25 protein-coding genes and 1 pseudogene are annotated in these 22,432 nt (G+C 59.6%); 12 read left to right on the top strand and 14 right to left on the bottom strand.

The genetic code is table 11. From position 1 onward, the window contains the following. Positions 1 to 9: 9 nt before the first annotated feature. From BSY17_RS01230 to BSY17_RS01190, 9 genes are all read right to left on the bottom strand, one after another. The gene (locus BSY17_RS01230) at positions 10 to 1,086 is read right to left on the bottom strand and encodes a FecR family protein (protein WP_083216962.1); all 1,077 of its coding nucleotides are present in this window, start codon (positions 1,084 to 1,086) and stop codon (positions 10 to 12) included. After that, positions 1,083 to 1,859 carry an RNA polymerase sigma factor gene (locus BSY17_RS01225; protein ID WP_237236204.1) on the bottom strand — a complete coding sequence of 259 codons (777 nt, stop codon included), beginning with the start codon at positions 1,857 to 1,859 and terminating at the stop codon, positions 1,083 to 1,085. The genes BSY17_RS01230 and BSY17_RS01225 overlap by 4 nt, the downstream gene beginning before the upstream one ends. Positions 1,860 to 1,888: 29 nt before the next feature. After that, complete coding sequence (locus tag BSY17_RS01220; protein WP_069064018.1) at positions 1,889 to 2,818, bottom strand: nucleotidyltransferase and HEPN domain-containing protein; 930 nt, start codon at positions 2,816 to 2,818, stop codon at positions 1,889 to 1,891. A 27-nt stretch (positions 2,819 to 2,845) separates the two neighbouring features. Further along, entirely contained in the window at positions 2,846 to 3,235 is a 390-nt protein-coding gene (locus BSY17_RS01215) for a type II toxin-antitoxin system VapC family toxin (RefSeq protein ID WP_069064017.1), read from the bottom strand. After that, the gene (locus tag BSY17_RS21775) at positions 3,228 to 3,971 is read right to left on the bottom strand and encodes an AbrB/MazE/SpoVT family DNA-binding domain-containing protein (protein WP_237236202.1); all 744 of its coding nucleotides are present in this window, start codon (positions 3,969 to 3,971) and stop codon (positions 3,228 to 3,230) included. The genes BSY17_RS01215 and BSY17_RS21775 overlap by 8 nt, the downstream gene beginning before the upstream one ends. A 69-nt stretch (positions 3,972 to 4,040) precedes the next feature. Continuing rightward, the gene (locus BSY17_RS01205) at positions 4,041 to 4,709 is read right to left on the bottom strand and encodes a JAB domain-containing protein (protein ID WP_083216961.1); all 669 of its coding nucleotides are present in this window, start codon (positions 4,707 to 4,709) and stop codon (positions 4,041 to 4,043) included. Then, positions 4,613 to 5,110 carry a hypothetical protein gene (locus tag BSY17_RS01200; protein ID WP_237236200.1) on the bottom strand — a complete coding sequence of 166 codons (498 nt, stop codon included), beginning with the start codon at positions 5,108 to 5,110 and terminating at the stop codon, positions 4,613 to 4,615. Before BSY17_RS01200 ends, BSY17_RS01205 begins: the two co-directional genes overlap by 97 nt. Next, complete coding sequence (locus BSY17_RS01195) at positions 5,107 to 5,451, bottom strand: hypothetical protein (RefSeq protein WP_069064014.1); 345 nt, start codon at positions 5,449 to 5,451, stop codon at positions 5,107 to 5,109. The genes BSY17_RS01200 and BSY17_RS01195 overlap by 4 nt, the downstream gene beginning before the upstream one ends. A 59-nt stretch (positions 5,452 to 5,510) precedes the next feature. Beyond that, complete coding sequence (locus BSY17_RS01190) at positions 5,511 to 6,062, bottom strand: helix-turn-helix domain-containing protein (protein WP_171899160.1); 552 nt, start codon at positions 6,060 to 6,062, stop codon at positions 5,511 to 5,513. A 357-nt stretch (positions 6,063 to 6,419) separates the two neighbouring features. Here BSY17_RS01190 and BSY17_RS20730 point away from each other — a divergent pair, with 357 nt between their 5' ends. Both BSY17_RS20730 and BSY17_RS22145 read left to right on the top strand, forming a co-directional pair. Continuing rightward, positions 6,420 to 6,908 (top strand): sigma factor-like helix-turn-helix DNA-binding protein, encoded by a 489-nt coding sequence (locus BSY17_RS20730; RefSeq protein WP_083216960.1) that lies wholly within the window; start codon positions 6,420 to 6,422, stop codon positions 6,906 to 6,908. After that, positions 6,905 to 7,813, top strand: a complete 909-nt coding sequence (locus BSY17_RS22145; protein ID WP_171899159.1) for a DUF7146 domain-containing protein — start codon at positions 6,905 to 6,907, stop codon at positions 7,811 to 7,813. Before BSY17_RS20730 ends, BSY17_RS22145 begins: the two co-directional genes overlap by 4 nt. Positions 7,814 to 7,869: 56 nt before the next feature. Here BSY17_RS22145 and BSY17_RS01175 read toward each other — a convergent pair whose 3' ends face one another. After that, entirely contained in the window at positions 7,870 to 8,145 is a 276-nt protein-coding gene (locus BSY17_RS01175) for an HU family DNA-binding protein (RefSeq protein ID WP_069064011.1), read from the bottom strand. 148 nt (positions 8,146 to 8,293) lie between these two features. Here BSY17_RS01175 and BSY17_RS01170 point away from each other — a divergent pair, with 148 nt between their 5' ends. The 3 genes from BSY17_RS01170 (at position 8,294) to BSY17_RS01160 (ending at position 11,097) form a co-directional block, all read left to right on the top strand. Beyond that, the gene (locus BSY17_RS01170) at positions 8,294 to 10,333 is read left to right on the top strand and encodes a ParB/RepB/Spo0J family partition protein (RefSeq protein WP_069064010.1); all 2,040 of its coding nucleotides are present in this window, start codon (positions 8,294 to 8,296) and stop codon (positions 10,331 to 10,333) included. A gap of 111 nt (positions 10,334 to 10,444) precedes the next feature. Next, entirely contained in the window at positions 10,445 to 10,702 is a 258-nt protein-coding gene (locus BSY17_RS01165) for a type II toxin-antitoxin system Phd/YefM family antitoxin (protein WP_069064009.1), read from the top strand. Next, positions 10,699 to 11,097, top strand: a complete 399-nt coding sequence (locus BSY17_RS01160) for a type II toxin-antitoxin system VapC family toxin (RefSeq protein ID WP_069064008.1) — start codon at positions 10,699 to 10,701, stop codon at positions 11,095 to 11,097. The genes BSY17_RS01165 and BSY17_RS01160 overlap by 4 nt, the downstream gene beginning before the upstream one ends. A 72-nt stretch (positions 11,098 to 11,169) precedes the next feature. Here the strand turns inward: BSY17_RS01160 and BSY17_RS01155 are convergent, their stop codons facing one another. Continuing rightward, on the bottom strand, positions 11,170 to 11,835 hold the full coding sequence (locus BSY17_RS01155; RefSeq protein ID WP_069064007.1) for a UPF0149 family protein: 666 nt from the start codon (positions 11,833 to 11,835) through the stop codon (positions 11,170 to 11,172). Positions 11,836 to 11,962: 127 nt separating this feature from the next. Between BSY17_RS01155 and BSY17_RS01150 the strand changes: the two genes are divergently transcribed. Then, positions 11,963 to 16,240, top strand: a complete 4,278-nt coding sequence (locus BSY17_RS01150) for a strawberry notch-like NTP hydrolase domain-containing protein (RefSeq protein WP_069064006.1) — start codon at positions 11,963 to 11,965, stop codon at positions 16,238 to 16,240. A 98-nt stretch (positions 16,241 to 16,338) separates the two neighbouring features. Here the strand turns inward: BSY17_RS01150 and BSY17_RS01145 are convergent, their stop codons facing one another. Beyond that, positions 16,339 to 17,217, bottom strand: a complete 879-nt coding sequence (locus BSY17_RS01145) for a MucR family transcriptional regulator (protein WP_069064005.1) — start codon at positions 17,215 to 17,217, stop codon at positions 16,339 to 16,341. Positions 17,218 to 17,294: 77 nt separating this feature from the next. Here BSY17_RS01145 and BSY17_RS01140 point away from each other — a divergent pair, with 77 nt between their 5' ends. The 4 genes and pseudogenes from BSY17_RS01140 to BSY17_RS01125 all read left to right on the top strand — a co-directional run bounded on the left by BSY17_RS01140 (position 17,295) and on the right by BSY17_RS01125 (position 19,852). Beyond that, positions 17,295 to 17,891, top strand: a complete 597-nt coding sequence (locus tag BSY17_RS01140; RefSeq protein WP_237236194.1) for a hypothetical protein — start codon at positions 17,295 to 17,297, stop codon at positions 17,889 to 17,891. Then, positions 17,884 to 18,546 (top strand): hypothetical protein, encoded by a 663-nt coding sequence (locus tag BSY17_RS01135; protein ID WP_069064003.1) that lies wholly within the window; start codon positions 17,884 to 17,886, stop codon positions 18,544 to 18,546. The genes BSY17_RS01140 and BSY17_RS01135 overlap by 8 nt, the downstream gene beginning before the upstream one ends. Positions 18,547 to 18,592: 46 nt before the next feature. Next, positions 18,593 to 19,291: pseudogene (locus BSY17_RS21440) on the top strand (hypothetical protein). A gap of 219 nt (positions 19,292 to 19,510) precedes the next feature. Further along, complete coding sequence (locus tag BSY17_RS01125) at positions 19,511 to 19,852, top strand: hypothetical protein (RefSeq protein WP_069064002.1); 342 nt, start codon at positions 19,511 to 19,513, stop codon at positions 19,850 to 19,852. Between the two features lie 51 nt (positions 19,853 to 19,903). Here the strand turns inward: BSY17_RS01125 and BSY17_RS01120 are convergent, their stop codons facing one another. Both BSY17_RS01120 and BSY17_RS01115 read right to left on the bottom strand, forming a co-directional pair. Then, positions 19,904 to 20,431 (bottom strand): type II toxin-antitoxin system VapC family toxin, encoded by a 528-nt coding sequence (locus BSY17_RS01120; protein ID WP_237236192.1) that lies wholly within the window; start codon positions 20,429 to 20,431, stop codon positions 19,904 to 19,906. Positions 20,432 to 20,444: 13 nt separating this feature from the next. Continuing rightward, positions 20,445 to 20,717 (bottom strand): hypothetical protein, encoded by a 273-nt coding sequence (locus tag BSY17_RS01115; RefSeq protein ID WP_069064000.1) that lies wholly within the window; start codon positions 20,715 to 20,717, stop codon positions 20,445 to 20,447. 186 nt (positions 20,718 to 20,903) lie between these two features. Here BSY17_RS01115 and BSY17_RS01110 point away from each other — a divergent pair, with 186 nt between their 5' ends. Continuing rightward, positions 20,904 to 22,100 carry a DUF932 domain-containing protein gene (locus BSY17_RS01110; protein ID WP_069063999.1) on the top strand — a complete coding sequence of 399 codons (1,197 nt, stop codon included), beginning with the start codon at positions 20,904 to 20,906 and terminating at the stop codon, positions 22,098 to 22,100. Positions 22,101 to 22,192: 92 nt separating this feature from the next. Continuing rightward, positions 22,193 to 22,405 carry a hypothetical protein gene (locus BSY17_RS01105; RefSeq protein ID WP_069063998.1) on the top strand — a complete coding sequence of 71 codons (213 nt, stop codon included), beginning with the start codon at positions 22,193 to 22,195 and terminating at the stop codon, positions 22,403 to 22,405. Positions 22,406 to 22,432 lie beyond the last annotated feature (27 nt).

The following is a 22,432-nucleotide window of genomic DNA, read 5'->3' as shown; positions in this document are numbered from 1 at the left end:
ACGAGCCGATTATGATGGTGACCGGCAATTTTCCCCGGAATTGGTGGGACAATCGCGCGCAAGCGAAATCGAGGCCGGACTGGTGATCACCGCCAACGCGAGCAGATCGGCCAGATTACCGGCAAGGCGGTGCGTATCGGTTATGCGGAATTTACCGGACACCCGAATATCGCTCACCTCTGGCGTGGCGGCAAGCAGGGGAGTTTTCGCATAGCGATTGGCTTCTTCAAACAGGTCGGCTAGCCTTATATCGGTATAATCTCGTAAGCCGTCCGGCCATCGAGCATCCTCCATCGCCGCTTTTTCGAATTGTGGGGAACTCCTGGGTGTCGCCGACAATAGCAGCTGCTGCCCCGGCGAAAGCCTGATTGTCGATTGGGACTGGTCCTTGACGTCCACGGCACCGCGCATGAGGTGTACTCTTACGAGGTTCCGGGCACTGATCGCGACATCGAAAATCGTGCCGCGTGCGACAACTGTTCTTCGACCGGCATGGACAGTGAATGGCCGGTTTTCGTGCGCGACCGTGAATCGCCCGCGTCCGCGCACAAGTAGGAGGTCCCGTCGGGATGCATCATAGCGCACGAACACAAGACTATCCGTATCAAGGGCGACCAGAGATCCATCGTCGAGCCGAAATGAACGGATCTCACCTGAGGATGTAGCCAGTCGCAATGGTACACGCGTGGATGCTAGCGATGCATCTAAAGGGGGTTGGACCCCGGCAAGATTGGTCAAGCCTACACCCAATACCCAGTGCGCGCAGAGTGAAAGTAAGGCAACGGCGCTTGCAATTAGCAGGGGCTTTCGTATCTCGCTCGATCGCGTCGCGGGCAGGCGCGCCGGAACGGCTTCCGAGATGTTATCTCCGCCGCCTGCATCGTCCTGTTTTAGATGTTTGCCTACGCTGTAAGTTTCGGCGATACGGCTATAGGCGGCGCGATGTAGCGCGCCGCAGGCCAGCCAGGCCTCGAATTCCTTGCGCCTGATATCCGCTTCTTCAGTATTACGCATGATGGCGAACCAGTCGGCGGCTTCTTCTCGTAGCTTGCCATGACGACGTGGTGGCGGCGTATCGTCCATCATTCCTGTTCCAAAGCTGCATCGATATGGGCAAGCGCGCGCGCGACATGATATTGCACGGTTGGGATGGAAATGCCCAGCCGACCGGCAATCTGCTTGTACGTCAGTTCGTCGACCCGGTGGAGCAGAAAAACATTTCGTGTCCTTTCGGGCAATTCGCCGAGTGCACGCCGATAAGCATGCATCATGTCCTCGACCTCAATGCGAACTGCCTGATCAGGCGCCACCGCCGGGTCATGCTGTTCGCCAAGCGGCACGTGGAATGCAGCAAGGCGCGTCTCCAGACGCTTGCGCCGATCGAGCAGCAGGTTACGCGCGATCCGCTGCAAATAGGCCGCTGGCCTTGGCAGGCTGGTCTTGGCCAAGCATCCGAGCAAACGGGCAAAGGATTCCTGAACCAGGTCGCCCGCGTCATCACCCGCATGCATGCGAGCCTGGAAATAGCGGCGGAGCCGCGGTGCCTCGACCTCATAAATCTGCCGTACATCGACAAATTCCAGACTGATTTTTTCGCGCGTGCCATTCTCCGTCAGCGCACTCGGATGATCGATATTTTTCGGCGGCATGAAGACACGGTTCCTCACATACGGCAGTGCCGACCCGCGCGCGGAGCGAGGGCGAAGCTGTGTGAGGTGGACCTTACGCTCCAAGATTTGGAGGTAGGCCGTCCGACCCGTATGTCGAACGTCGAAATACCTGACAGGATAATCCTGCGGGTGGCTGCCAGCATTCCAACCCGTACGGCCAATGTTATCGAGGGAGGAAGGGCGGATCAAGCTTTTGCAGGGCGAAATTGCTCCATCGGCTAACTCTCCAGCCGGTCAGCAGCTGCTTTCAATTCGGCGATATGATTGGTGCAGATTTCATGCACGCATTCCCCGAGCGTCTGGATGTGCGCCTGCAACCAGGTAAGTTCCTCGAGCGAAATCTTGAAGTGCTTGGAATATTGCGCCTTGCGATAGGCTTCCTTGAGCTTCTGAAACAAGGAACGTTCGGCCTTTGTACCGCGCGGCCAGACATCGAAAAGCTTCCTGTCGAGGCCTTCGGCCAAGGATCGTAGAAAGATGATATTATGGTCGTATGGCGTATAGAAAGTCAGGGTCAGCAGAACACATTGGTACAACCGTTCCGTGGCCTGCTGGAGATCATAAGCTGCGTCCCGAAGATAGCCTTCAGAAATATAGAATTGAGCGCCTTCAAAACGCCTCATGCCAGCAGGAAACATTTCTTCGAAATATTCTTTTGCTGCGAGATAAGCCTGCTCTGGCGTCTTGGGCTTTGCCGACGCCAGCAATCGATCGTCTGATTGATAAAGGATCGTGCCGTCCTTGACGATCTCGGAGAACAAGACGCGTCCATGGGCTAGCGCGTCGTTTACCTCCTGGAGCGAGTGCACGATGAAATTGACGGGCGTCCGAATGCTCCTTTCGACAAGATAGGCATCGACGAGGCGCTGCTCGGTCTCGGCCCAATAAGCAGCCCGATCGGCAAGTTCCTTCTGATTGACGATCACTAATATGTCGTAATCGGATTTGAATTGGTTCGCATCCAGTGGTGCATCGACCCAGTCGCCTCGCGCATAGGAGCCAAAAAGGATGACCTTGAGGATGCGAGCAGACTTTTTCCTGCCCTTGGCATCCTGTGTCGCTTCACGGAAGCCCTGGAAAAGCATTTCGACGACATGGTCGAGTTCGCGCTGCTTGTTGGCAGGGAGATGATTGATATCCGTCTTCATCGATCCGGTCTCATATTAGCTCTTCAATCACCGCGCCAGCTCGACCTGGACGGGAATGTCCAGCGTGGTCCATGCCTGATTGGTTGTCACCGCCACACCATCATGAAGTTGGGCCAAAGCCAAGCATGAGCGATCTCCAAGCGACAAGCCAGCGCTACGGGTAGCAGCGTGGAAAGCTCCGCCAATATTCGCCTGTTCCCGATCGACAGCGATGATATCGACATCGAGTTCCGCCAGCATGGAGCTTGCCTCGTTCGGCTTGACGCCGCGATCAATCAGTTTCGCCAGCACTTCATGATAATTCACGGCTGAAACCAAGGCGCGAGGAAGTCGAGCTTCCACGTGATCAGCACCCGGCTCCTGGAATAACAACGAGAGAAGCGCAGACGCATCCAGCACATAGAGCCTATCAGTCACTCGACGCCTCGGCCCGCCGTTCGGCGATCAGTTCCTCGGATACCAATCCTTCACTCGAGGCGAAGGCGCGCAGCCGATCCTGAATCCGACGGAGGGCAGATCGGGCTGGCCGTATCCGGATCTCTTCGTCGTTCATCTCGATAAGCACGGTATCGCCATTTTGCAGTCCGAGTGAACGCCTCATATCCGCTGGGAGCGCAACGCGCCCGCCCGCGATGATCTTTCCTCGAACGATGTCCATGACAGATCCTCCAGTATCGGTACTGTTGTCAGGATAGTACCGCATTCCGGCATCACGTATCAAGGCCGCTGCTGACAGTTGCAAAGATTTTTGATCGCCAGACAGTCCTGGCAGCAAAAACAAGGCGTCAATCGCCTCGTCGAGCAGGAGGCGAATTTCAGGTGCCATGGCCAGATTTTTTCGCCGATAGTCGCGCGGGTCCCGTTCACGAGTGAGGATGCCCATTTCCACGAGTTTGCCGGTCCGGCGATGTGCATTGACGGCGGGCTCTTCATCCGCGATCGACAGCCCGGTTTGATAGAGGGTCTTCCCTTCGAGTTCCGCAAGATAGATCACTAGCAGCGATGGCCAATAGGCCCGGGAGAGTAGGGCGCGGCCCATAAGTTTCTCCAGTTTCCCATCCAGAGCGATGAGCAATCGACAGGCAGTCGCGCGTGCATGATCGACCGCAGTGGTGCGGGCGTCTTGATTCTGCTCATGGGCAACAGAAGTCATCGCATCGACCTCCTTTCCACGGATGCTTTCGCTCCGTGGCAATACCGGGATAGTCGTGAGGCCGGAAACCTAGAGGTATCCGGCCCCTCGGAAGCTGATCGTTCCGTTGCGGGCAACGATCAGATGATCGTGAAGCACGATATTGAAACAGCGCGCTGCGTGGGCGATCTTCGCTGTGAGATTGCGATCGGCGCTCGATGGCTTGGGGCAACCTGAGGGATGATTGTGCACAAGCAGGAGCGCCGTTGCCTCCAGATCAAGGCAGCGCTTCAGTATTTCTCGGGGCCAGGCATGGACTGAAGACACGGTCCCGACACCCATCACCTCGTCCGCAATCAGCTCGTTGCCCGCATTGAGGAACAGAACCCGAAACCGCTCTATCGGGTCATAGGCCATATCGCCCCTCAAATAATCGAGCAAAAGCTGATCGCTGGATAATATCGGCCGCTGCATGAGCGGGGCCCTCAACATCTGTGTCATCGCACGCCTGAAGCTGAGGAATGTTTGTTCGACCTCGATCGAGCCGTCCAGCAATTCGATCCTGGCCGCCGAACGCGCTGAGAGAGTTTCGCCAAGAGAGCCAAAGCGGGCGAAGAGGCGTTCCGAAAGTTCCTGCGCGCGATCAGGACAGGTAAGGCCGATCAGTTCTTCCAGGGCGCGTCGGCACCCAAACGTGTCAATCGCGTCTGGTGCCGCCAGGTGGCGATGATCAGGCCCAGTTGGGCGAACCAACTCCATACCGCCAGCGCCTGCATGTAGGCACGGGGAACCACGCTGGGCGCAATCATCAGGGCAACATGAATGATGACTTCGGCGCCCAGCATCCCGGCGATCCAGATCGGCCAAAAACGGGTGCTCTGAATTGAAAGCCATAGGAAAATGCCCAATATCAGCAAATCGATGATCAGGATGCCGGCTTCGACGCCCTGAAACCGGATCCCGAAAGGAGACGCGACAAACACAGTCAGGCTTGCGCCGCCTAGCAGGGTGGCCGCACCGATACGCTCGGGTTGGCCACCCTTAATGAAGGCATAGGCGCTGCTCAGAAGCAGAAGAGCCAGAAACAGGACTTGTCGCGTCATGACGTAGAGGAACGACAAATGTCCCGCTCCGTCAATTTCTCCCGGCGGAAGCATCATACCGCTCGGAGATGCTGTCCCTCGGGGCGGGAGCCCGCCGTCGCCACCTTGAGAAGGTCGCCATAGCTGGTCTCCGGCAATCCCATGGCGTCACTGGCATGTTTGAGATTGGCGTGGGTGATGACGATCTTCTCGCGTGTTTCTGCAACGAGCAGCATAGCCGAAGCGGAGCTTTGAATGGCGTCCTGGCCAATCATAGCCGATATACGGGCATCCAGTCGCGCAAGCGGCAACGCCGCGTTAAGTTCGGCAATACGGGCGGCTGCGATGTCGATGGCCTCTTCGGCAGCGAATAAACGCTCGGCAACATGTTTGGCGACGGATTGGCGTTGAGCACGCATGGTTTCTCCTTCCCGTCCATCAGGGCAGGTCATGGTAATGGATTTGAGGATGTGCTGCTCTATTTTGCCACAAGGTCGTTGAGTACCAACAGCAGGGAAATTCCGGCCCCTACGGCAAACAGCATCATGGGCGTGAGGATCGCGAACACGATCAGGGTGGAAGGTCCGTTCAGGTCATTGCGTTGCCTCCCGGCTGCGCGGAACGGCACGATGTCGAGCAAGGAGGAGGGCTGTTTGCGAACGCCATATCGGCGTTGTCCTTCTGCGAACAGATCCTCGAGTTCCTCTTGCGCTGGCTGTGCGTCCGCCTTGGTTTCGGTAGACGCATTTGACCCACAATGGGCTCCACCGGGAATAGTCATCGGATAGGGGGGTATAATCTGCCCCCCCTTGCCAGACTCCCAGTCCACGAAAAGCTGGGCTGCTTTCCATCGCGAGACGTTCCCGAGTATCTGCCGGGTTTCCAGAATATGGTTGTTCACGGTATGAGGGGACAGGTTCAGAACCCGCCCGATTTCTTTGGACGATAAGCCTTTGGCGGCTTCTCGCAGGCAGTCGCCCTTGCGCGTGCTGAGCCGTTCAAGCCGGTCCGAATAGTCTTCCTCGTTCAAGGGCGTGTCCCTTCGCCAGTTCATGGCAACCGGAAGCGGCGTCCTCTCCAACCATATCATTCAAGCTTATTTTGCCGTCAGTATCCGGTTGCAGCCATTCTGTTTCAAACAAAAACCTTTCGAAAACATAGTCGTTCCGCATCGGGTTTAACAGATTGTTTTGCAAGCAATCCGAACCGGTCACGCTACGGCAGCGACGCCAGAGGATCATAGCTGGCGATAGGCTTGGCGCTTACGAACCCCTCCCATGGTCCCCGGAAACATGACGTTCGGCCGGGCGCTGCTCTGCAGGGATCGAGCCTCGCGAAGGAGAGAGGAGGCAAGGCGAGCGGAAGAACCCAGAGGGATCCGGTTGCCATGCAATATTTAGAAGTCCGTGCTCTGCTGCAAGACATTAAAACATATCTTGTGACCGGAGGCTGGCCGCCTTCGCGCCGTCGGCGTCGCGCGCATCTGCTTGGGCGTCTCAATGCCATTACAGCGCAACTGGACGCGGGGCCGCATCCAGCAGTTGCAGTCGCTAGGAGCAGACTGGAAGGCGCACCGGTGCTGCGTATCGATGCGGACGAGGCCTATGTCGAGGAGACGCCTGAAGGCGTGTGGGTGAGGGGATGGATATGGGTGGAGCAGCAAGCCTTGGCGTCCTGCGATTCGATGCGAATGACGAAGCTCCGCAACGCGATTGCGGATTTGCCGCAGCAAACTCGCGCCGTTTTCCTAGCCCATTGCGTCGAGGGTTCTACCTATCCGGCGATAGCCCGCAGGCTGAGTCTCGAAGTTGCTGAGGTCCAGTGCGAACTGGCGTCGGCGCTTTTGATACTCTCGCAGGCCCTCGACGAGACATGAAAGACAATCCGCCAGTGCAGCTGACGCCGATGAAATCTCTTGAACTGGAATTTGAGGGGGCAAGCCTGTGCCGGAAGCTGGGCGGAACATGGCAGAAAGATCGAGGCCTATGCCTGTGTCCGGCCCATGATGACCATAATCCCAGCCTGTCGATCCGCGTCGGCGAGCGCGCATTGCTCTTCAAATGTTTTGCGGGTTGCGACAGGAGAGACGTCCTGCGGGCAATCCGGCATTTACGCGCCCCCCATTCGGAGCGACATATTTCGGATTTGTCGAGCAAGCCACCGTCGCTTCAAGCCGGGGCAGGCCCCGCCCTGCGCATATGGGATGCATCGGCGAATCTCACCGGTACGCCCGCGCAAACCTATCTGTCGAAACGTGCGCTCACGCCGCCCTGGCATGATTTGCGTTATAATTCACGCACGCCGCTGGGAAGAGGCCGCAGCGCGGTGTTCCGGCCCGCAATGATCGCAGCCGTGCGCGAGCGGCGTCGGATCGTCGCCATTCACCGCACCTTCCTCGATCCGACAGTCGCCACCCGGGCAAGCGATCTGGCCGATCCCCGTATGATGCTCGGGCGTCCGGGTCGCGGCGCAGTACAACTTGTACCTCCCGGCCTGGTCCTCGGCCTGGCCGAAGGCATCGAAACCGCGCTGGCGGCGATGCAACTGCATGGGATTCCGGTTTGGGCGGTTCTTGGGGCGGAGCGGGCCGGACATATTCTTTTACCCGACTGGCTCGATCGGCTCGTCCTGCTGTTCGACAGGGATGCGGCCGGTTGGAAGGCGAACCAAAATGCGCGCCTTGCTTATAAACGCCCTGGCCTGGAGATCATCAGCGCATGGCCACCATCGCCAAGCAATGATTGGGCGGACGTCCTGGAAGGCCGGCCGCGCGCTGCCTGATCACTATGAAACGAAGGGCTGCCCTGCAATGCCAGGAACAGGGCAGCCGACGCCGTTCAACCGTTCAGACGATCCTTGATCGCCTTGGCGGGCGTGAACGTTAGCTTCTTCGAAGCTTTGATCGCGATGGTTTCGCCGGTGGCCGGATTGCGGCCCTCGCGCGCTGCTGTGTCCTTCACCTTGAACTTGCCGAAGCCGTTCAGGGAAATCTCGTCGCCTTTGGCTGCCGCGTCGGCAATCGCGCCGAATAGGGCGTCGACGAGTTTGCGTGCATCCGCCTTGGTCATTCCATGATCGGCGGTGAGCGCTTCAGCCAGCTCGGAATTGTTCATAAACTTCCTCCTGAAATTATGCAGCTGCCGTGTCTAGCGTCACGGCATCGTGCCGTCACGCGTCAAAACTGCGCAATCGAAAGGAGAGGGGGAGGGGACGGGATGCGCGGTTCGATGTGCGGGCCGCAGCTTTTGCGGAGTTTGTTGCATGACCAAGCCATCCATCCTCGTCCCGGCAACCCATCTCACCAAGTCGCCCGTCAATGTGCGCAAGCGGACTGATCCGCGCGCTGACGCGGAACTCGAAGCCAGCATCGCGGGACATGGTCTCATCCAGAATCTCGTCGGGGTGCCGGTGTCCCGCAAAAAGGGCCATTATCGGATCACGGCCGGTGGCCGACGCCTTGATGCAATCCATCGCCTGATCGAGAAGGGGACGCTGCCGCCCGATCATGAGGTGCCTGTCCTTATTCTCACCAATACGAAAGACGGCCGTGAAATCAGCCTCGCAGAAAACTATGATCGGCTTCAGATGTCGCCTGCCGAAGACTGCCTGGCATTTCGCGATCTGATCGAGGTCGAGGGGCGCAGCACAGCGGAAATCGCCAAGCGCTTCGGCATCGAGGAACGTTTCGTAATCGGGCGCCTGCGTCTTGCTAACCTAGCCCAGCCGATCTTCGAGGCGCTTGAAGCTGATGAAATCACCCTCGATATCGCCAAGGCCTATGCGACCACTGCCGACACCGGTCGTCAGACGGCGGTCTGGGAAGCGTTGCGCAACAGCTATTCGCGCGACAACGTCAATGAAATCCGACGGGCGCTCAATGGCTACAGCTACCGGGCGAACGATCCCAAGGCCCTGTTGGTCGGGCGCGATGCCTATATCGCAGCTGGCGGCCGTGTTGAGGACGCGGATCTGTTTTCCACCGCTGCCGACGAGCGCTGGATCGACACCCATATCCTCGATGAACTGGCCGAGGCGAAACTCACAGCTCAGGCCGAGGCGATCCGCGAGCGTGAGGGCCTGGGAGAGGTTCGCGTCGTCGCCGGTGCTCATATTCCCTATATGGAAACTTATGCGCTGCAGCCACTGACAGGCGCTCCCGAACCGCTCACGGACGAGCAGGAAGCGCGCAAGCAGGAGCTCGAGGATGAGATCGCGGACATCGAGCGCCTTGCCGACGATGAGGATTATGAAGCCCATGATGACGAGGAGCAGCGCTATACCGCGCTTCAGGCAGAACTGACGATGATCGTTGAACGCGCGCTAGTGCTTGACGCTGAACAAAAAGCCTCTGCGCTCGCCTATGTCGTGCTGGCTCCCGACGGTACTCCGCATGTCCATCACCAGCTTTATGTCGCGCCGGTTTCCAATGAGGAGAGCGGCGAGGGCGACAATGAGGGCGACGAGGGTGATGATGACGCCGGCGACGAAATGCAGGATAGCAGCATCGTGGGCGACGCTCGTCCGGCGATGAGCCAGCGCCTTCGCGAAATGCTGGCGATGATGAAGACAGAGCTCTTGGCCGTCCACGTCGCCAGCGATCCTGCGTTCGCGTTGAGTCTGGGCACCTTCATCATGGTCGACCGCGAATCCCGCCTGGGATCCTTTGACATGCCGAGCGATCTGCGGGCCTCCGCACCGTCCCGACTCCTCCCCGACTTCAAGCCGGCAACGGCTGCCGCCGGTGAATGGACGAACCTCGACGAGGCGCTCGATCGCAGCTGGCTCCAACACCAGACCGTTCCGGATCGCTATGACGCCTTCTGTGCCCTCACCGATGGAGCGCGCGCGGCCTGGCTGGGATGTGCGATCGCGCGTACGCTCCACGCGGTTCCTGCAGGACGACGCGAGGCGGGCTTCCTCGATCATCTGGGGCGCAAGATGGGTATCGATGTCGCGGCCTGGTGGCGGCCGACGGCGCTGACCTATTTCGACAAGCTGACTAAGCCCGGCATCCTCGCTTTGTTCGAGGAGATTGGCGGACTGGAACTTCGCATGCGCTATTCCGGGTCGAAGAAGCACGATCTGGCCGCATCGGCCGAGCGGCTATTTGGTGGCGATGTCATTATCGAGCCCGAGATCCAGCAACGTGCGCTCGCCTGGCTGCCTGATGAAATGCGGTTCGCCGTGCCGGAACCCTGCGCCGCGTCGACCTCGTCCGACCATAGCGGGGGCGACCTTGCGGACGGGGTGAACGAGGAAGGCGACAGCGCGGGCGACGAAAGCTTCGCGCAAGCCGCCTGAATGCGACCCGGCGGCCGGGAATTCATTCCGGCCCCCGGGCTTGCGCCTTGAATTGGACTATTCAATGGTCTAAAATAAAACATCGATCTCCATAGTCAGGGATAACCATCTATGCATATTTCCGTATCTGACGCGAAAGGCCAACTCACCGACCTCGTTCGACGTGCGGAAGCAGGGGACGAGATCATCCTGACCCGTCATGGCCATGCTGCAGTCCGCCTTGTACCCGTCAAAATGCCTTCCGATCGGGCCAGCCGCCGCGCATTGCTGGAAGAGGTGCGCATGGCCGCCACGGCCAAGGCTACGACCGGCCCGGATGCGGCGCATAGTCAGGATTTCCTTTATGGCGATGAGGGCATGCCCGGTTGATCGCGGTCGATACGTCGGCGATCATGGCAATATTGTTCAATGAACCGGAAGCAGAAACCTGTATCGCTGCTCTTGAACGCGAAGAAGGCGCGATAGTGATGTCATCAGGGACACTGGCCGAGACCTTGATTGTCGCCGGACGGCGTAACGTGGGCCCAGAGGCGCGTCGCCTCATTGAGGGGCTCGGTATCGAGATCGTCCTGGTGAATGCCGCTTCTGCCAAACGCGTCGCAGACGCTTATGCCCAATGGGGCAAGGGCGTTCATCCTGCCGGCCTCAATTTTGGGGACTGCTTCTCCTATGAGATCGCAAAGGAGCGGAATTGCCCGCTGCTGTTCGTCGGAGACGACTTTAGCCGGACAGATGTCGATCGTCCGTTGCCTTCAGCGAGGTGAGGCAGGCCGCTTGCCGTTTGCAGGGGCGCAGAGAATCGTCGAACTGACGGCCAAGCCGCTGTAGGTGATCATTTAATTCAGGCCGCAGCATTTCTTGTACTTGGTGCCTGACCCACAGGGGCATGGATCGTTACGGCCGGTCTTTTGGCGCTTGATGGTAACCGGTCGATCAGGGTCATTTTCGACCCGCCACTGGTGCAGCATTTCGACCCAGATCGGAATCAGCTCGGGTGCTTCCTGATCCCATCGGTCTTCTGCAGTGAGAGAAAGCGTCTTTGTGCCATCGGCGAACGCGCGCAGCTCGCGGATGCCCTCGATCGCGGCGCGGCAACCGGCATCATCGTCTTCGAGGATGCGCTGCCATCCCGACGGTGCAAGATCCATCGCCTGCCCAAAGCCTTCGATCCACAACTCCCATAATGTCTCGTTCGACCGCGTATCGATCTCCAGCACCGGTTCGAAGCTGCCCGGCTGGTCCAGGCAGGCCAGGATGACATGATAGTGGTGCATGACGAGATCGGTGAAATGTTGCAGACCGCCCATTTCGCTGAACTCCAGCATGCCCGTGCCGTCATCACCCGCCCAAATCTTCTTCAGCCATTGGCTTGGGGCAAGCAGATCGGGGCTAACGAGGATTCCGGTGAGGAAGCCGTCCAGTTGCGACAGCAGCATGCAATTCTCGCCCTGGTCAAGCAGTAGCCGGTCGAGTTCGTCGAGATAGTCGAGTGGAATAGCCATGCCCTTTCATAGCTGCGCGCCGATCCCCGTCATCGGTTCTGATCTGTCGCCCAGACTATCCAGGGAACGAAATGAAGGAGAGCGGGAAGGGGTCAGAAAGATTGTCCCGTTCTCGCATGAGGTGCCCATGACCTTGCCCCAACTTGCCTTCTCGCAGTCCCAGGATGCGCCCACGCGCCTGTTCGCGGTCGCCCGTTCCCTTGCCCACCGCCTGCGCAATGGCGGCATGATCAATCGCCAGTCGCTCAAACGCACGATGACCCAGGCGTTCGGCGAGGATGACGCGGCCGGTGCCTGGTCGATGCGCGATGCCTATGATGCGTTCGAAACCGCGCAGGTGCTGCACCTCGCCGATCCGCAAAGCCCGCTTCTTGCAGGAACGCCTGACGACATCTTCCAGCGACTGCGGCAGTTTGAACGGGCATTGCCCACACAGACCTACCGCTCGGAAAAGCAGGTCGATCTCCAACAGTTCAGCACGCCCATCAGCCTCGCCTGGCTTGCGGCCATGGCAGCGCGCTGCCGCTCGGAGGATATCCTGCTCGAACCCTCGGCCGGCACCGGCATGCTGGCAGTCCATGGCGCACGCGCAGGCGCGCGGCTGCTGCTCAACGAGCAGGATCCCGCACGCGCAGACCTGCTGTCCCGAAGCCTGGGCCAGATCGTGACGGGCCATGATGCCGAACATATCCAGGATCTGCTGACCACCGAGCAGCTTCCCACGCTGGTGTTGATCAATCCACCCTTCAGCCGCAGTAAGGGCCGCGGGATCGATCGCCATGCCGGTGCGCGCCATCTGCGTGGCGCACTGGCCTCCCTCGCATCTGGCGGGCGCTGCGTCGCAATCATGCCGGCGAGCTTTTCTCCCGAAGGCTCGGCAGCACTGAGCTACAATATAGTCGCAGAGCTTGTGCCGCCCCGCGTCGAAATCACCATATTGGGTAGCCCCTATGCCAAACATGGAACGGGGATCGATGTGCGACTGTTGGTCTTCGACAAAGGATGGGTCGGCGAGCCGGATCGCCAGGTCGCTGGCGACATCGAAGCTGCCCTGGCCCTTGTCCTCGCCATCCCCGATCGGCTGGATCTCCAGCCGCCGCCTCACGTTCCGCCACCAGCCGTTGCTCTGTTGCCCTCTCGACCCGTCATCAATATCCCGGCCGAAAGTCTCTTTGCCCCTACGGGCGTCCAAAGGCTCGCGCCGCCGTCGCGGGTCGCAGCGGTGGCAAATGATGCGCGGCCTGTCACCTACACGGTTCGGGAGGAGCCGCTTGCTCCCGGCGAGACCGTGGGCATTTATTCAGCCTGGCGGCCCGCCCGGATCGCTATTGATGGCGTTTCCAGGCATCCCGATGACCTTGTCGAATCCATCGCCATGGCTTCGGTGTTCCTGCCGGTGCCGCGCTATCAGCCCCTGCTCCAGACCCGGGCAGTCAGGGCGCTGTCAGAGGCGCAGCTTGAAACCATCATCTATGCCGGTGAAGCGCATGCACGCGATCTTGTCGGCTGCTTTTCGGCCAACCTTGCCGGTGATCGCCTGATCGAGGACCGGGATGGCAAACTCTATCGGACCGGCTTTTTCATCGCCGATGGAACGGGTGTGGGCAAGGGGCGCGAGGCGGCGGGAATCATTCTTGATCAGTGGAACCGGGCCAATCGCCGCGCAATCTGGATTTCCATGGCCGATCTTATCGAGGACGCCCGCCGCGACTGGACGGCGCTGGGCGGGCTTGCCATCGATATTCAGCCCATTGCAAACTTTCCGCTGGGCACGTCGATCACGATGGAAAGCGGCATCATCTTCCTGACCTACGCCGCCCTGCGCTCTGCACGCCACGATACAGCCTCGCGCCTGCAACAGCTACTGGACTGGACCGGTGAGGATTTTGCCGGGGTGATCGTCTTCGACGAATCTCACGCCATGGCGCACGCGGGCGGGACCGAAAATGATTTCGGAAAAGCCCAAGGCTCGGAACAGGGCCTGGCCGGCGTCCGGCTCCAAAATGCGCTTCCGCGTGCCCGCATTCTCTACATGTCTGCAACGGGCGCGGCGAGGCCAGACAATCTCTCCTATGCTGTTCGCCTGGGACTCTGGGGACCAGGCACTGCATTTGCGACGCGCGACATGTTCATGAAGGCCATGGAAGAAGGTGGTATCGCAGCCCTTGAGGTCGTGTGCCGGGATCTCAAGGCCATGGGCCTCTACACGGCCCGGGCGTTGAGCTTTGCGGGCGTTGAATATGAGCCGCTGGAGCATGCGCTGACGCCAGATCAGATTTCGATCTACGATGCTTATGCCGATAGCTGGAGCATTATTCATCGCGGATTGCGCGATGTGCTGGCCGAGATCGGCATAGTCGACAGGATATCGGGCAAGACCCAGAACGCCCGGGCGCGGGGATCAGCCCTCAGCGCCTTTGAATCCGCGAAATTGCGCTTCTTTTCCAGTCTCCTGGTCAGCATGAAAATGCCCTCGCTCATCAAGGCGATCGAGCAGGAACTGGCCTTGGACAACGCCGTGCTGGTACAACTTGCGAGCACGGGCGAGGCCATCATGGATCGGCGTCTCTCCGAACTCTCCGCGCAAGAACGGGCGATGATGGATATTCAGGTTTCGCCAAAGGAGACGTTGATTGACTATTTGAAGAATGGCTTTCCCGTGCGCCAGATGCGGGTCTTTCGTGCCGACGATGGCGCGATGCGCGCCGAACCGATGACCGATGCGCAAGGCCATCCGGTGCTTTGTCGGCAGGCGATAGCCGCACGTGACGAACTGATCGAGGAACTATGTGCGCTGCCCGCGATCCCGACCGCGCTCGATGCACTTATCGCGCATTTCGGAACCGACCGCGTTGCCGAGATTACGGGGCGCTCGCGACGCATTGTGACCGACACCACCGGTCGACAAAAAGTCGAGAGGCGTGGCGCGCGCGCCAATCTGTTCGAGGTTCAGGCGTTTCAGGATGGCCGCAAGTCCATCGCCGCCTTCTCCCTGGCCGGTAGCACAGGGCGATCCATGCATTCCGATCGGGGCTGTTCGAGCGCACATAAGCGCCGCACGCATTTTCTGTTGGAACTTGGCTTTCGCATTCTTTCGGCGGTGCAGGGCTTCGGTCGCAGCCATCGGACCAACCAGCTGACGCCACCCGTCTACCGACCGCTTACCACCGATTGTCGCGGGGAGCGGCGTTTCCTCAGCACCATCATCCGCGGTCTGGAAGCGCTCGGCGCATTGACCAGGGGGCAGCGCCAGACGGGATCGCAGAATCTGTTCGACCCTTCCGACAACCTGGAATCGGACTATGCCCGCGATGCGCTCGTCCAATGGTTCCATCTTCTCTATGAAGGCAAGCTCCGCAGCGTCTCGCTCGCCGACTTTCAGGACATGACGGGTCTTGAAATTTGCGACGAGGGCGGGGAACTGCTGGAACGCCTGCCGCCCATTCACCGCTGGCTCAACCGCATCTTGGCCCTGCGGATCGCGACCCAGAATAGCATCTTCGAGGAATTTTTGGGGCTGGTCGAGGACCGCGTCGAGGCGGCGCGCGCAGCCGGCACGCTTGACCTGGGCATCGAGACGATCCGCGCCGACAAAATGGAACTTTTGTCTGACCGGCTCCTGCGCACAGATCCTGTGACTGGCGCCGAGACAAGGCTTTTGCGCCTGAAACTGCACCGACGCCCGCCGGTTACCAGTTGGGCTGCGCTGCAACTCGTCTGCAAGGGCATCGACAATATCGCGTGGCTCCATAATGGCCGTTCCGGTCGGGTCGCACTGTGTATCCCGACTTGGCCGGGACAGGACGAAGAAGGCGAATGGATCGAACGTTGCCATCTCATTCGTCCGACCGGTCAGGCGCGCATGGTTGTTGCGGCCTTGAGCGGCAGCCACTGGCACCAGATCGATCGCGACGCATTCCAGGTCTTTTGGGAACAGGAAGTAGCCGAAGCGGTGAAGAATTTCATGGTCGAAACCATCACCATGGCTACCGGCCTGCTGCTGCCAGTATGGCATAAATTGCCCGAAGATGATGTGCGCGTGTGGCGGATCGATGACGGCGCGGGCAGTTCAATCCTGGGGCGCATCATCCATCCAGCCGCCCTCGAACGGATCGAAAGGGAGTTTGGCCTCGATGGCACGACAGCTCTTGGTCCCGTCGAAATCATCGAAGGTGCGCGTTCCGCCGGCGGAGTGTCGATTCCAGGTCTTGGTCCGGCAAGGCTTGCCCGGGTTCATGTCAACGACAGTCCGCGCCTCGAAATACGGGACTATCGGCCAGAGGATCGGACCTGGTTGAAGGCTTGTGGCGCATTCACGGAGGTCGTCGCTTTCAAGACCAGATTGTTTTTACCGCCCGAACGGGCAGGCGAGATACTCGCACGGATCATTGCGGAACGTGCCTGACACAAGACGGGTCAGCACTTGGTGGCTATCGCTCTGCGTTTTTAGAACTCAGAGCAGGCGAAGGGCGGATCATTGGACCCACACTTCGCCTGAGCGCCTTACTCCGCGGACGCTTTCGTTGGTGTTTCATCCGCCACATGGTTTAACTTCAACGTCCGCCGTCGGGTCCCTTTCGCCTCCGCAGATGCAGATGCTTTGGGCTTTGTGGCTTTCGCCGCGGTTTTTGTTTTGCCAACCGGCTTTACGGCTTCCACAGTCATCGGCGCAGGCGTCACCTCCTGCGAGGCGGGCCGTGTCTTCGTGCTGGCGCGGGGGGACTTCCTGGACGTTGATGTCTTCCTGGCTGGTTTTGCCGACGCCATTTCGGGCAGCACTGGCTCAGGCTTAGTCTCTACCGGAGCGATATCCCGCTGAGCGTCAGGCTCGGCAGCCGCGGCCTTGACCCGCCCGCGTTTGGGCTTAGCTTCCGTTGGAATTACCGGCGCGGCTTCGATAACCGGTGCCGCCTCTGCCAAAGGTGCCACCTCTTCAACTGGCGATGCTTCCTCCACCGGTGCCGCAGCCTGCGTTTCCGCGCCAACCCGCCGTCCAAGGCCGAGTTTTTGCGCGACGATGCGCCGCTGTTCCGAATAAGCAGGCGCGACCATGGGATAATCCTTGGGAAGATTATAGCGCTCGCGATACTCGGCCGGTGTCAGACCATTGACCGCCAGATGCCGCTTGAGGGTCTTGTATGGCTTGCCATCAAGCATGCTGATGATGTGCTCGCGTGAGCCAAGGCTCTTGCGGACCGAGACCGCGGGAACATGATCGGGCGCTACTGGCGGGGCCTCCACCTGGGCCTTTCGTTCCAATGCGCCGCGTGTCGCTTCAATGATCCCGGCAATCTCGCCGGCTGGAACCTGATTGTTGGAGAAATAGGCGCTCAGTAACTGCACCGTCATTGCGGTGAAATCAGACTGCTCGGTATCGGCCACGAAGGAACTCCCGGTTGAGGAATGAAGGGAAGATGCCGGATATCACCGGATGAGGATTGCAGCAGCTAAACGGGAATATGCTGTATTTGCAAGCCAGGAATGAAGGGCGTTCATCCGCACCGCGAAAGGAGAGGTGGGAAGAGCAAGGGGGAGAACGAGCAGTATCGTGTATCAAGGAAAGGCGTGCCATGTCCGACCGCGTATCCGCACACATCATGATCGGCGGAATAATTCTCCGCTCGCAATATCCCGATTTCGTCCAAGCGATCGGCCACGATAATCCTGCTATCGATTGGGACGGCACGCCATTCGATCCCGCATATCTTCCAGCAACCGACCCTCTCACGCTCATGGATCATGAAGTGGCCAATGGATGCTTCGAGAAAATCGAAGAAAGCTGCCGACGTCTTGGTCTCCATTATGTCCGATGGTCAGACGGATTTGGCGGAAGCTTCCCCTCTGTCCGCGTCATTTATCAGGGCCATGGCGAACCGCAGAACTTTCTCACGACGCAGGATGACCAGCAGATATTTTCGATCGAGCATATCCGGGAACTGGGAAGCATCGCGGCAATCGAGGCGGAATATAGGCTGGCGCGTATGAACCCGCCGCCGCTGGTGCTGGTCGATGAAGAGCCGACCGATGAAGCAATGACAGAGACAATCCATGGCTGACCATTATGTTCAAGGATCCTTCGCGTTCACCTGCACGGCGCGTGAAAGCGCGCTGATGGAGGAGGCATGGCAGCACGCGTCCGATCTGCTGGCTGACCTTGCTCCATGCGAACCGAGCGCCGAATTTCTCGCTGCATTCATGCCGACCGATCTCGCCAATCCGTTCAATGCCCTGCTCGAAATCTTCGACGATCCCGACTTCCCGGATTTCGGGGCCGAGATCGAGATAGCGGGCGCTGCCGAGTGCATCGTCGCCATCTATGGCACGACCGACTTCCAGCCAGGTCCGATTGCCGAACTCATCCGGCGCTGTTGCCAGGAGAGCTTGGAAGTAGCGCCTGTCGGGTTCGTCTGGAGCTATGGGTGTTTACGCCCACGCCGCGGCAGTTTTGGTGGAGGATGGTGCGCGATATTCGCCGATCATTTGGAATTTGCCAGCGCCCAGGAAGAACTGGCGCGACGGCTGGCGGGATCCGCCTCTACGCGAGGGGCAGAAGCGTTCGATTCATGGATTGACGATCCCGAATATCCCTCGGCCGACTGGCAGGCCGAGGTCGCCAATGGCGATACGCGTCTTGGCTATCGCGACTGGGTATTTGCGAGGACTGAAGCTGCTGGCAGGTCACGTCCCATAACCGGAACGCCGTTGGCGTAACGCGACCCACTTCCCCCGATCTTCTTAAAGCCACAAGGATATCATGATGACCGACGCTAGCGCGCCGGGCGCGTCCGCGCGCCTCTATAGCCAAACCGAGTATGATGAACGCGGCAATTTTCATTATGAGGGCGATCTCTATCGCGCCGGTGAAGCGTTGCCATCGCTCGCGTCCCGGATCGAACGCCATCTGGCACAGCATTTTACCGGACCCGCCTTCGCGATCCGCACAAAGAAATTTGCCGGAGGGCGCAAAGTCATTGCGGAGATACTAGATTCCCCTGCCGACCTGACCGGCCGTGATGCGCAGAACGCCTTCATCGCCGAGGTGCGCGATCAAATAAAGCGGTTCGGGTTTACCCGGACCAATCCGTTGCAGGATTTCTGGTCATGCAGTTTCTACTGCGATGTCCGCATCGGTCAGGCTTATTAGGCGGCATTGGCAAAACGTCAGGGTATCCGCAATCCCGTCGACCCAGTCATATCGTTGGCGGCGTTCAAGAAGCGCATCAAAGCGGGTGATCGGTTGAAGCTGATCGACGCACCCGCCGGTCATCGACTTCTCGGGACGACCCGCGAAATCACGAAAGTGCGCTCCGGCGACCTTATTCTAGAAGGTCGTTCCTACCTGTCCTTTCCCCGGGCATCCTCCTTTGCCTGCGATGGTCGCCTTGTCCGGATCGCCATCGGTTCGCAATATGGTCCCGACGATCATCTTCTCTATGAATGGCAAAATGCTTCCTGAGCACACCAGCCCATATTCTGGGTGGATGGGATGCCCGGCTCGCCGGGCAAGGCGAACCGCTGGCCGCGACGGCACCACACGCTACCAAGAAGGCAGGTTCGCCATCACCACCGCGAGATGCCGTTCCGCCATCGCGCGAAGCAAGGGCATCGCAGCGATCCATGCCGCGACAGTTGAGCCTTTTTTGATCTCCCGCATCTCACATCATAGGAGATTGGCATGTCCCGACATGTCCATATCGACGCCCTGGGCCGGATACCGTCTGGCACAACAATCATTACCCTGGCCATCTGCGGACCGCGCGGCGGCATGCGAGCGGTCGAGGATATTTCGATCGATGAAGCCGAGAAGATGATGGCGCAGCTTCAGGCTGTCGTCGCTGCCGCCAGAGCCGAGACAGCCATCGACCCGGTCGATTGCTTCATGCAGGATGTTATCGACCGGCTCGGCGATCCGGCTCTCGCGCTCGATCCTTCGTTTCGTTCATGGTGTGCCGGAAATCATGGCCTGCTCGGCCCCCGGCAGGCCGCCGAACGCTGGTGCTGCTGGCGCGTTGCCTGAGCGATCATGGCGGTCGGGATCATAGCTGGTTTGCCGGGCCTGCGTGAGAGGTCAATACAGGATGAGGCCCGTTCCTGGAATGAGCTGATCCAGAAAATCAAAATCGCGCCGGTTTCCGGTCAGCAGATCACAGCCGGTCGCGGCAGCCTGTAAAAACAGCAGGGCGTCGTTCAGCAGGGCGATCGAATGGGGTTGGCCGGAAAGCCGTGTGACCATGCCTGCCAGCATACCGGCCTCTCCGAACATGCGGGAGGAGGGGGCGCTCAGACGATGCTCCGGGATATCGTCGATCGTCCGTCCCAGCGTCTTGAGAACCGACGCCGTGCGCTTGTCGGCAGGATCGAGGGCACCCATCAGATGGGTCATCTCGGCAAGCGCTACGCTGGAGTGATTGACGATCCGGTTTTCCAGCAAGGCGTCTACTTCAACCGACGTCTTGCCCTGAAGCACATCGATATAGACGCAGGTGTCGAGCAAAAGCTCCCGGCCTATGACCGGTGCCTTGTGAACGAGCGGCAATTCCGTTTCGGGGCGTCGCGACAGCCTGGCAGCAGATCGCTGCGGCCTGATCCTACGCAACGAGGCCTTGCGATCAAATCCCAAGCACAATATCCGCCGGGATCGCACCCTTCCGGCTCACAAGCCTGGCGCCAAAATCATCCTCAAGCGCCACTTTGGCAAGGGCATATTCAACGAGATCGGTGGTCGAGGCGATGCCGCTGCGCATCTTGGCGCGATCGATGAGTTCACGCGGTACGCGCGCGCCGACCGCACTGTTCGTGCCCGACAGCAAACCCGCCGCCTTCGCAGCGGCCACGACCGCTCCATGTCGCTGGGAAAGATGATCCTCGTGCTTCGTCGCCATCACTGACTCCTTTCGTTCAACATATACACTATTTTGTAAAACGCGCAAGCCGCAGGTGACGCCGTTGCCGCCTGCCCTGGCGTTGTAAAACCATGATCGCGTGACGCGAGAAAGGGAAGAGTGGGGTGGGGATGTGACAGGGGCCGTGAAGCGCCTGTCGCTCTATATCTCTAGGAGACGATTTCCATGGCGACTCTTGCCCCCATGACCGACAGCCCCCGGCTCAGCGCTCCCTATCGGATCGATGTCTCGCGCGGACATATGAGCAGCCGCGTATCCTCCGAGTGGTTCTCACGTCCCGACGACGAGAAATATCTCTCGCTCACCAGCCTTTATGACGCCGTGCGCAGTCGCGCGGACCGGGCGACCACGCGCATCGTTGAAAGTCGTTCGATCCGGGTCGAGGCGAAAAGCGACAATCCAGAGCGATTGATGCTCATGGCACCTGGCGATGATCGAGCGCTTGCACCCACCAACTGGTCCTTTGGACAGGTCGCAAGTTTGGTCGGAGCGCCAGCCTCCTATCTGCGCCAGCTTCCCGCCGCGCTTGCCGGCATCAATCTCCAGCACGGGCTGATCAACCACCGCGGCGAGCAGGTCAAACTGCTCCAGACCGAGAATGGCCGCACCGAATTGCGAGCGGCTACCGGATCAGAATATGGCAGGATCTTCGACTGGGAACTGGTGCAGGCGGTGATGGCCTTTGCCGGAGATGGCGTCGGCGACACAAGGTGGAAGGTGCCTGGAACCATCGATTGGGGCAGCATGACCTATAACCCCTATGTCGATATCACCAGGGAAACGACCACGCTCTACGCATCGGACCGGGACATTTTCCTGTTCCTTGTGGACGATACGCACCCCATCGAGGCGGGCAAGCTGCCTAACGGCGATCCCGACCTCTACTTCCGCGGTTTCTACGCCTGGAACAGCGAGGTTGGCTCCAAAACCCTTGGGATCGCGACCTTTTACCTACGCGGCGTATGCGCCAACAGGTGCCTGTGGGGTGTCGAAAATTTCGAGGAGGTCAATATCCGCCACTCGAAATTCGCCGCCGCCCGTTTTGCGCATCAGGCCGCGCCGGCGCTTGAGCATTTCGCAAACTCTTCGCCATCGCATTTCATCTCCGGCATCAAGGCCGCCCGCGAGCGGATCGTCGCGCGCAAGGAGGAGGACCGCGAACCCTTCCTGCGCAAACGCGGCTTTTCGAAGGCCGAGACAGCAAAGATCATCCAGACCGTGTTGGCAGAAGAAGGCCGTCCGCCTGAGTCCATCTATGATTTCGTCCAGGGTATAACGGCGCTGGCCCGATCGAAGCCGCATCAGGACAGCCGCCTCGACCTGGAAAACAAGGCCAGAAAGCTGCTCGAACAGGCGTTCTGACGCCCGGCGACACCGCTCCCATTCCTGCTCCACCTTCTCATGGCCATCCCGGACACGCACCGGGATGGCCATCGTCATGAAAGGATGCCGTCATGCGCGCCCATTCGTCCCTTCCCCTGCCGCAATTTATCGTCGACATCGCCTTCTTCAGTGGCGGCGAGCAATATGCCACCGAGACCTATACCATTCCCGCATCCACCTGGTTCGCTGCGGAGCAACAGGCGCTGCAGATGTCGGTCAACAGCGTCTATGACGATGCGCGCATTCCCGACCTCAGCCGAACCGCCACCGTCCGCACCGCCTGATGAACCCCTGCGATCATTCCCAATGAT

Origin of the sequence: Sphingobium sp. RAC03, from assembly GCF_001713415.1 — a bacterium.
GTDB lineage: Bacteria > Pseudomonadota > Alphaproteobacteria > Sphingomonadales > Sphingomonadaceae > Sphingobium.
Note: the sequence above shows the minus strand (reverse complement) of the source record. Positions and strands in the feature narration are given on the sequence as shown.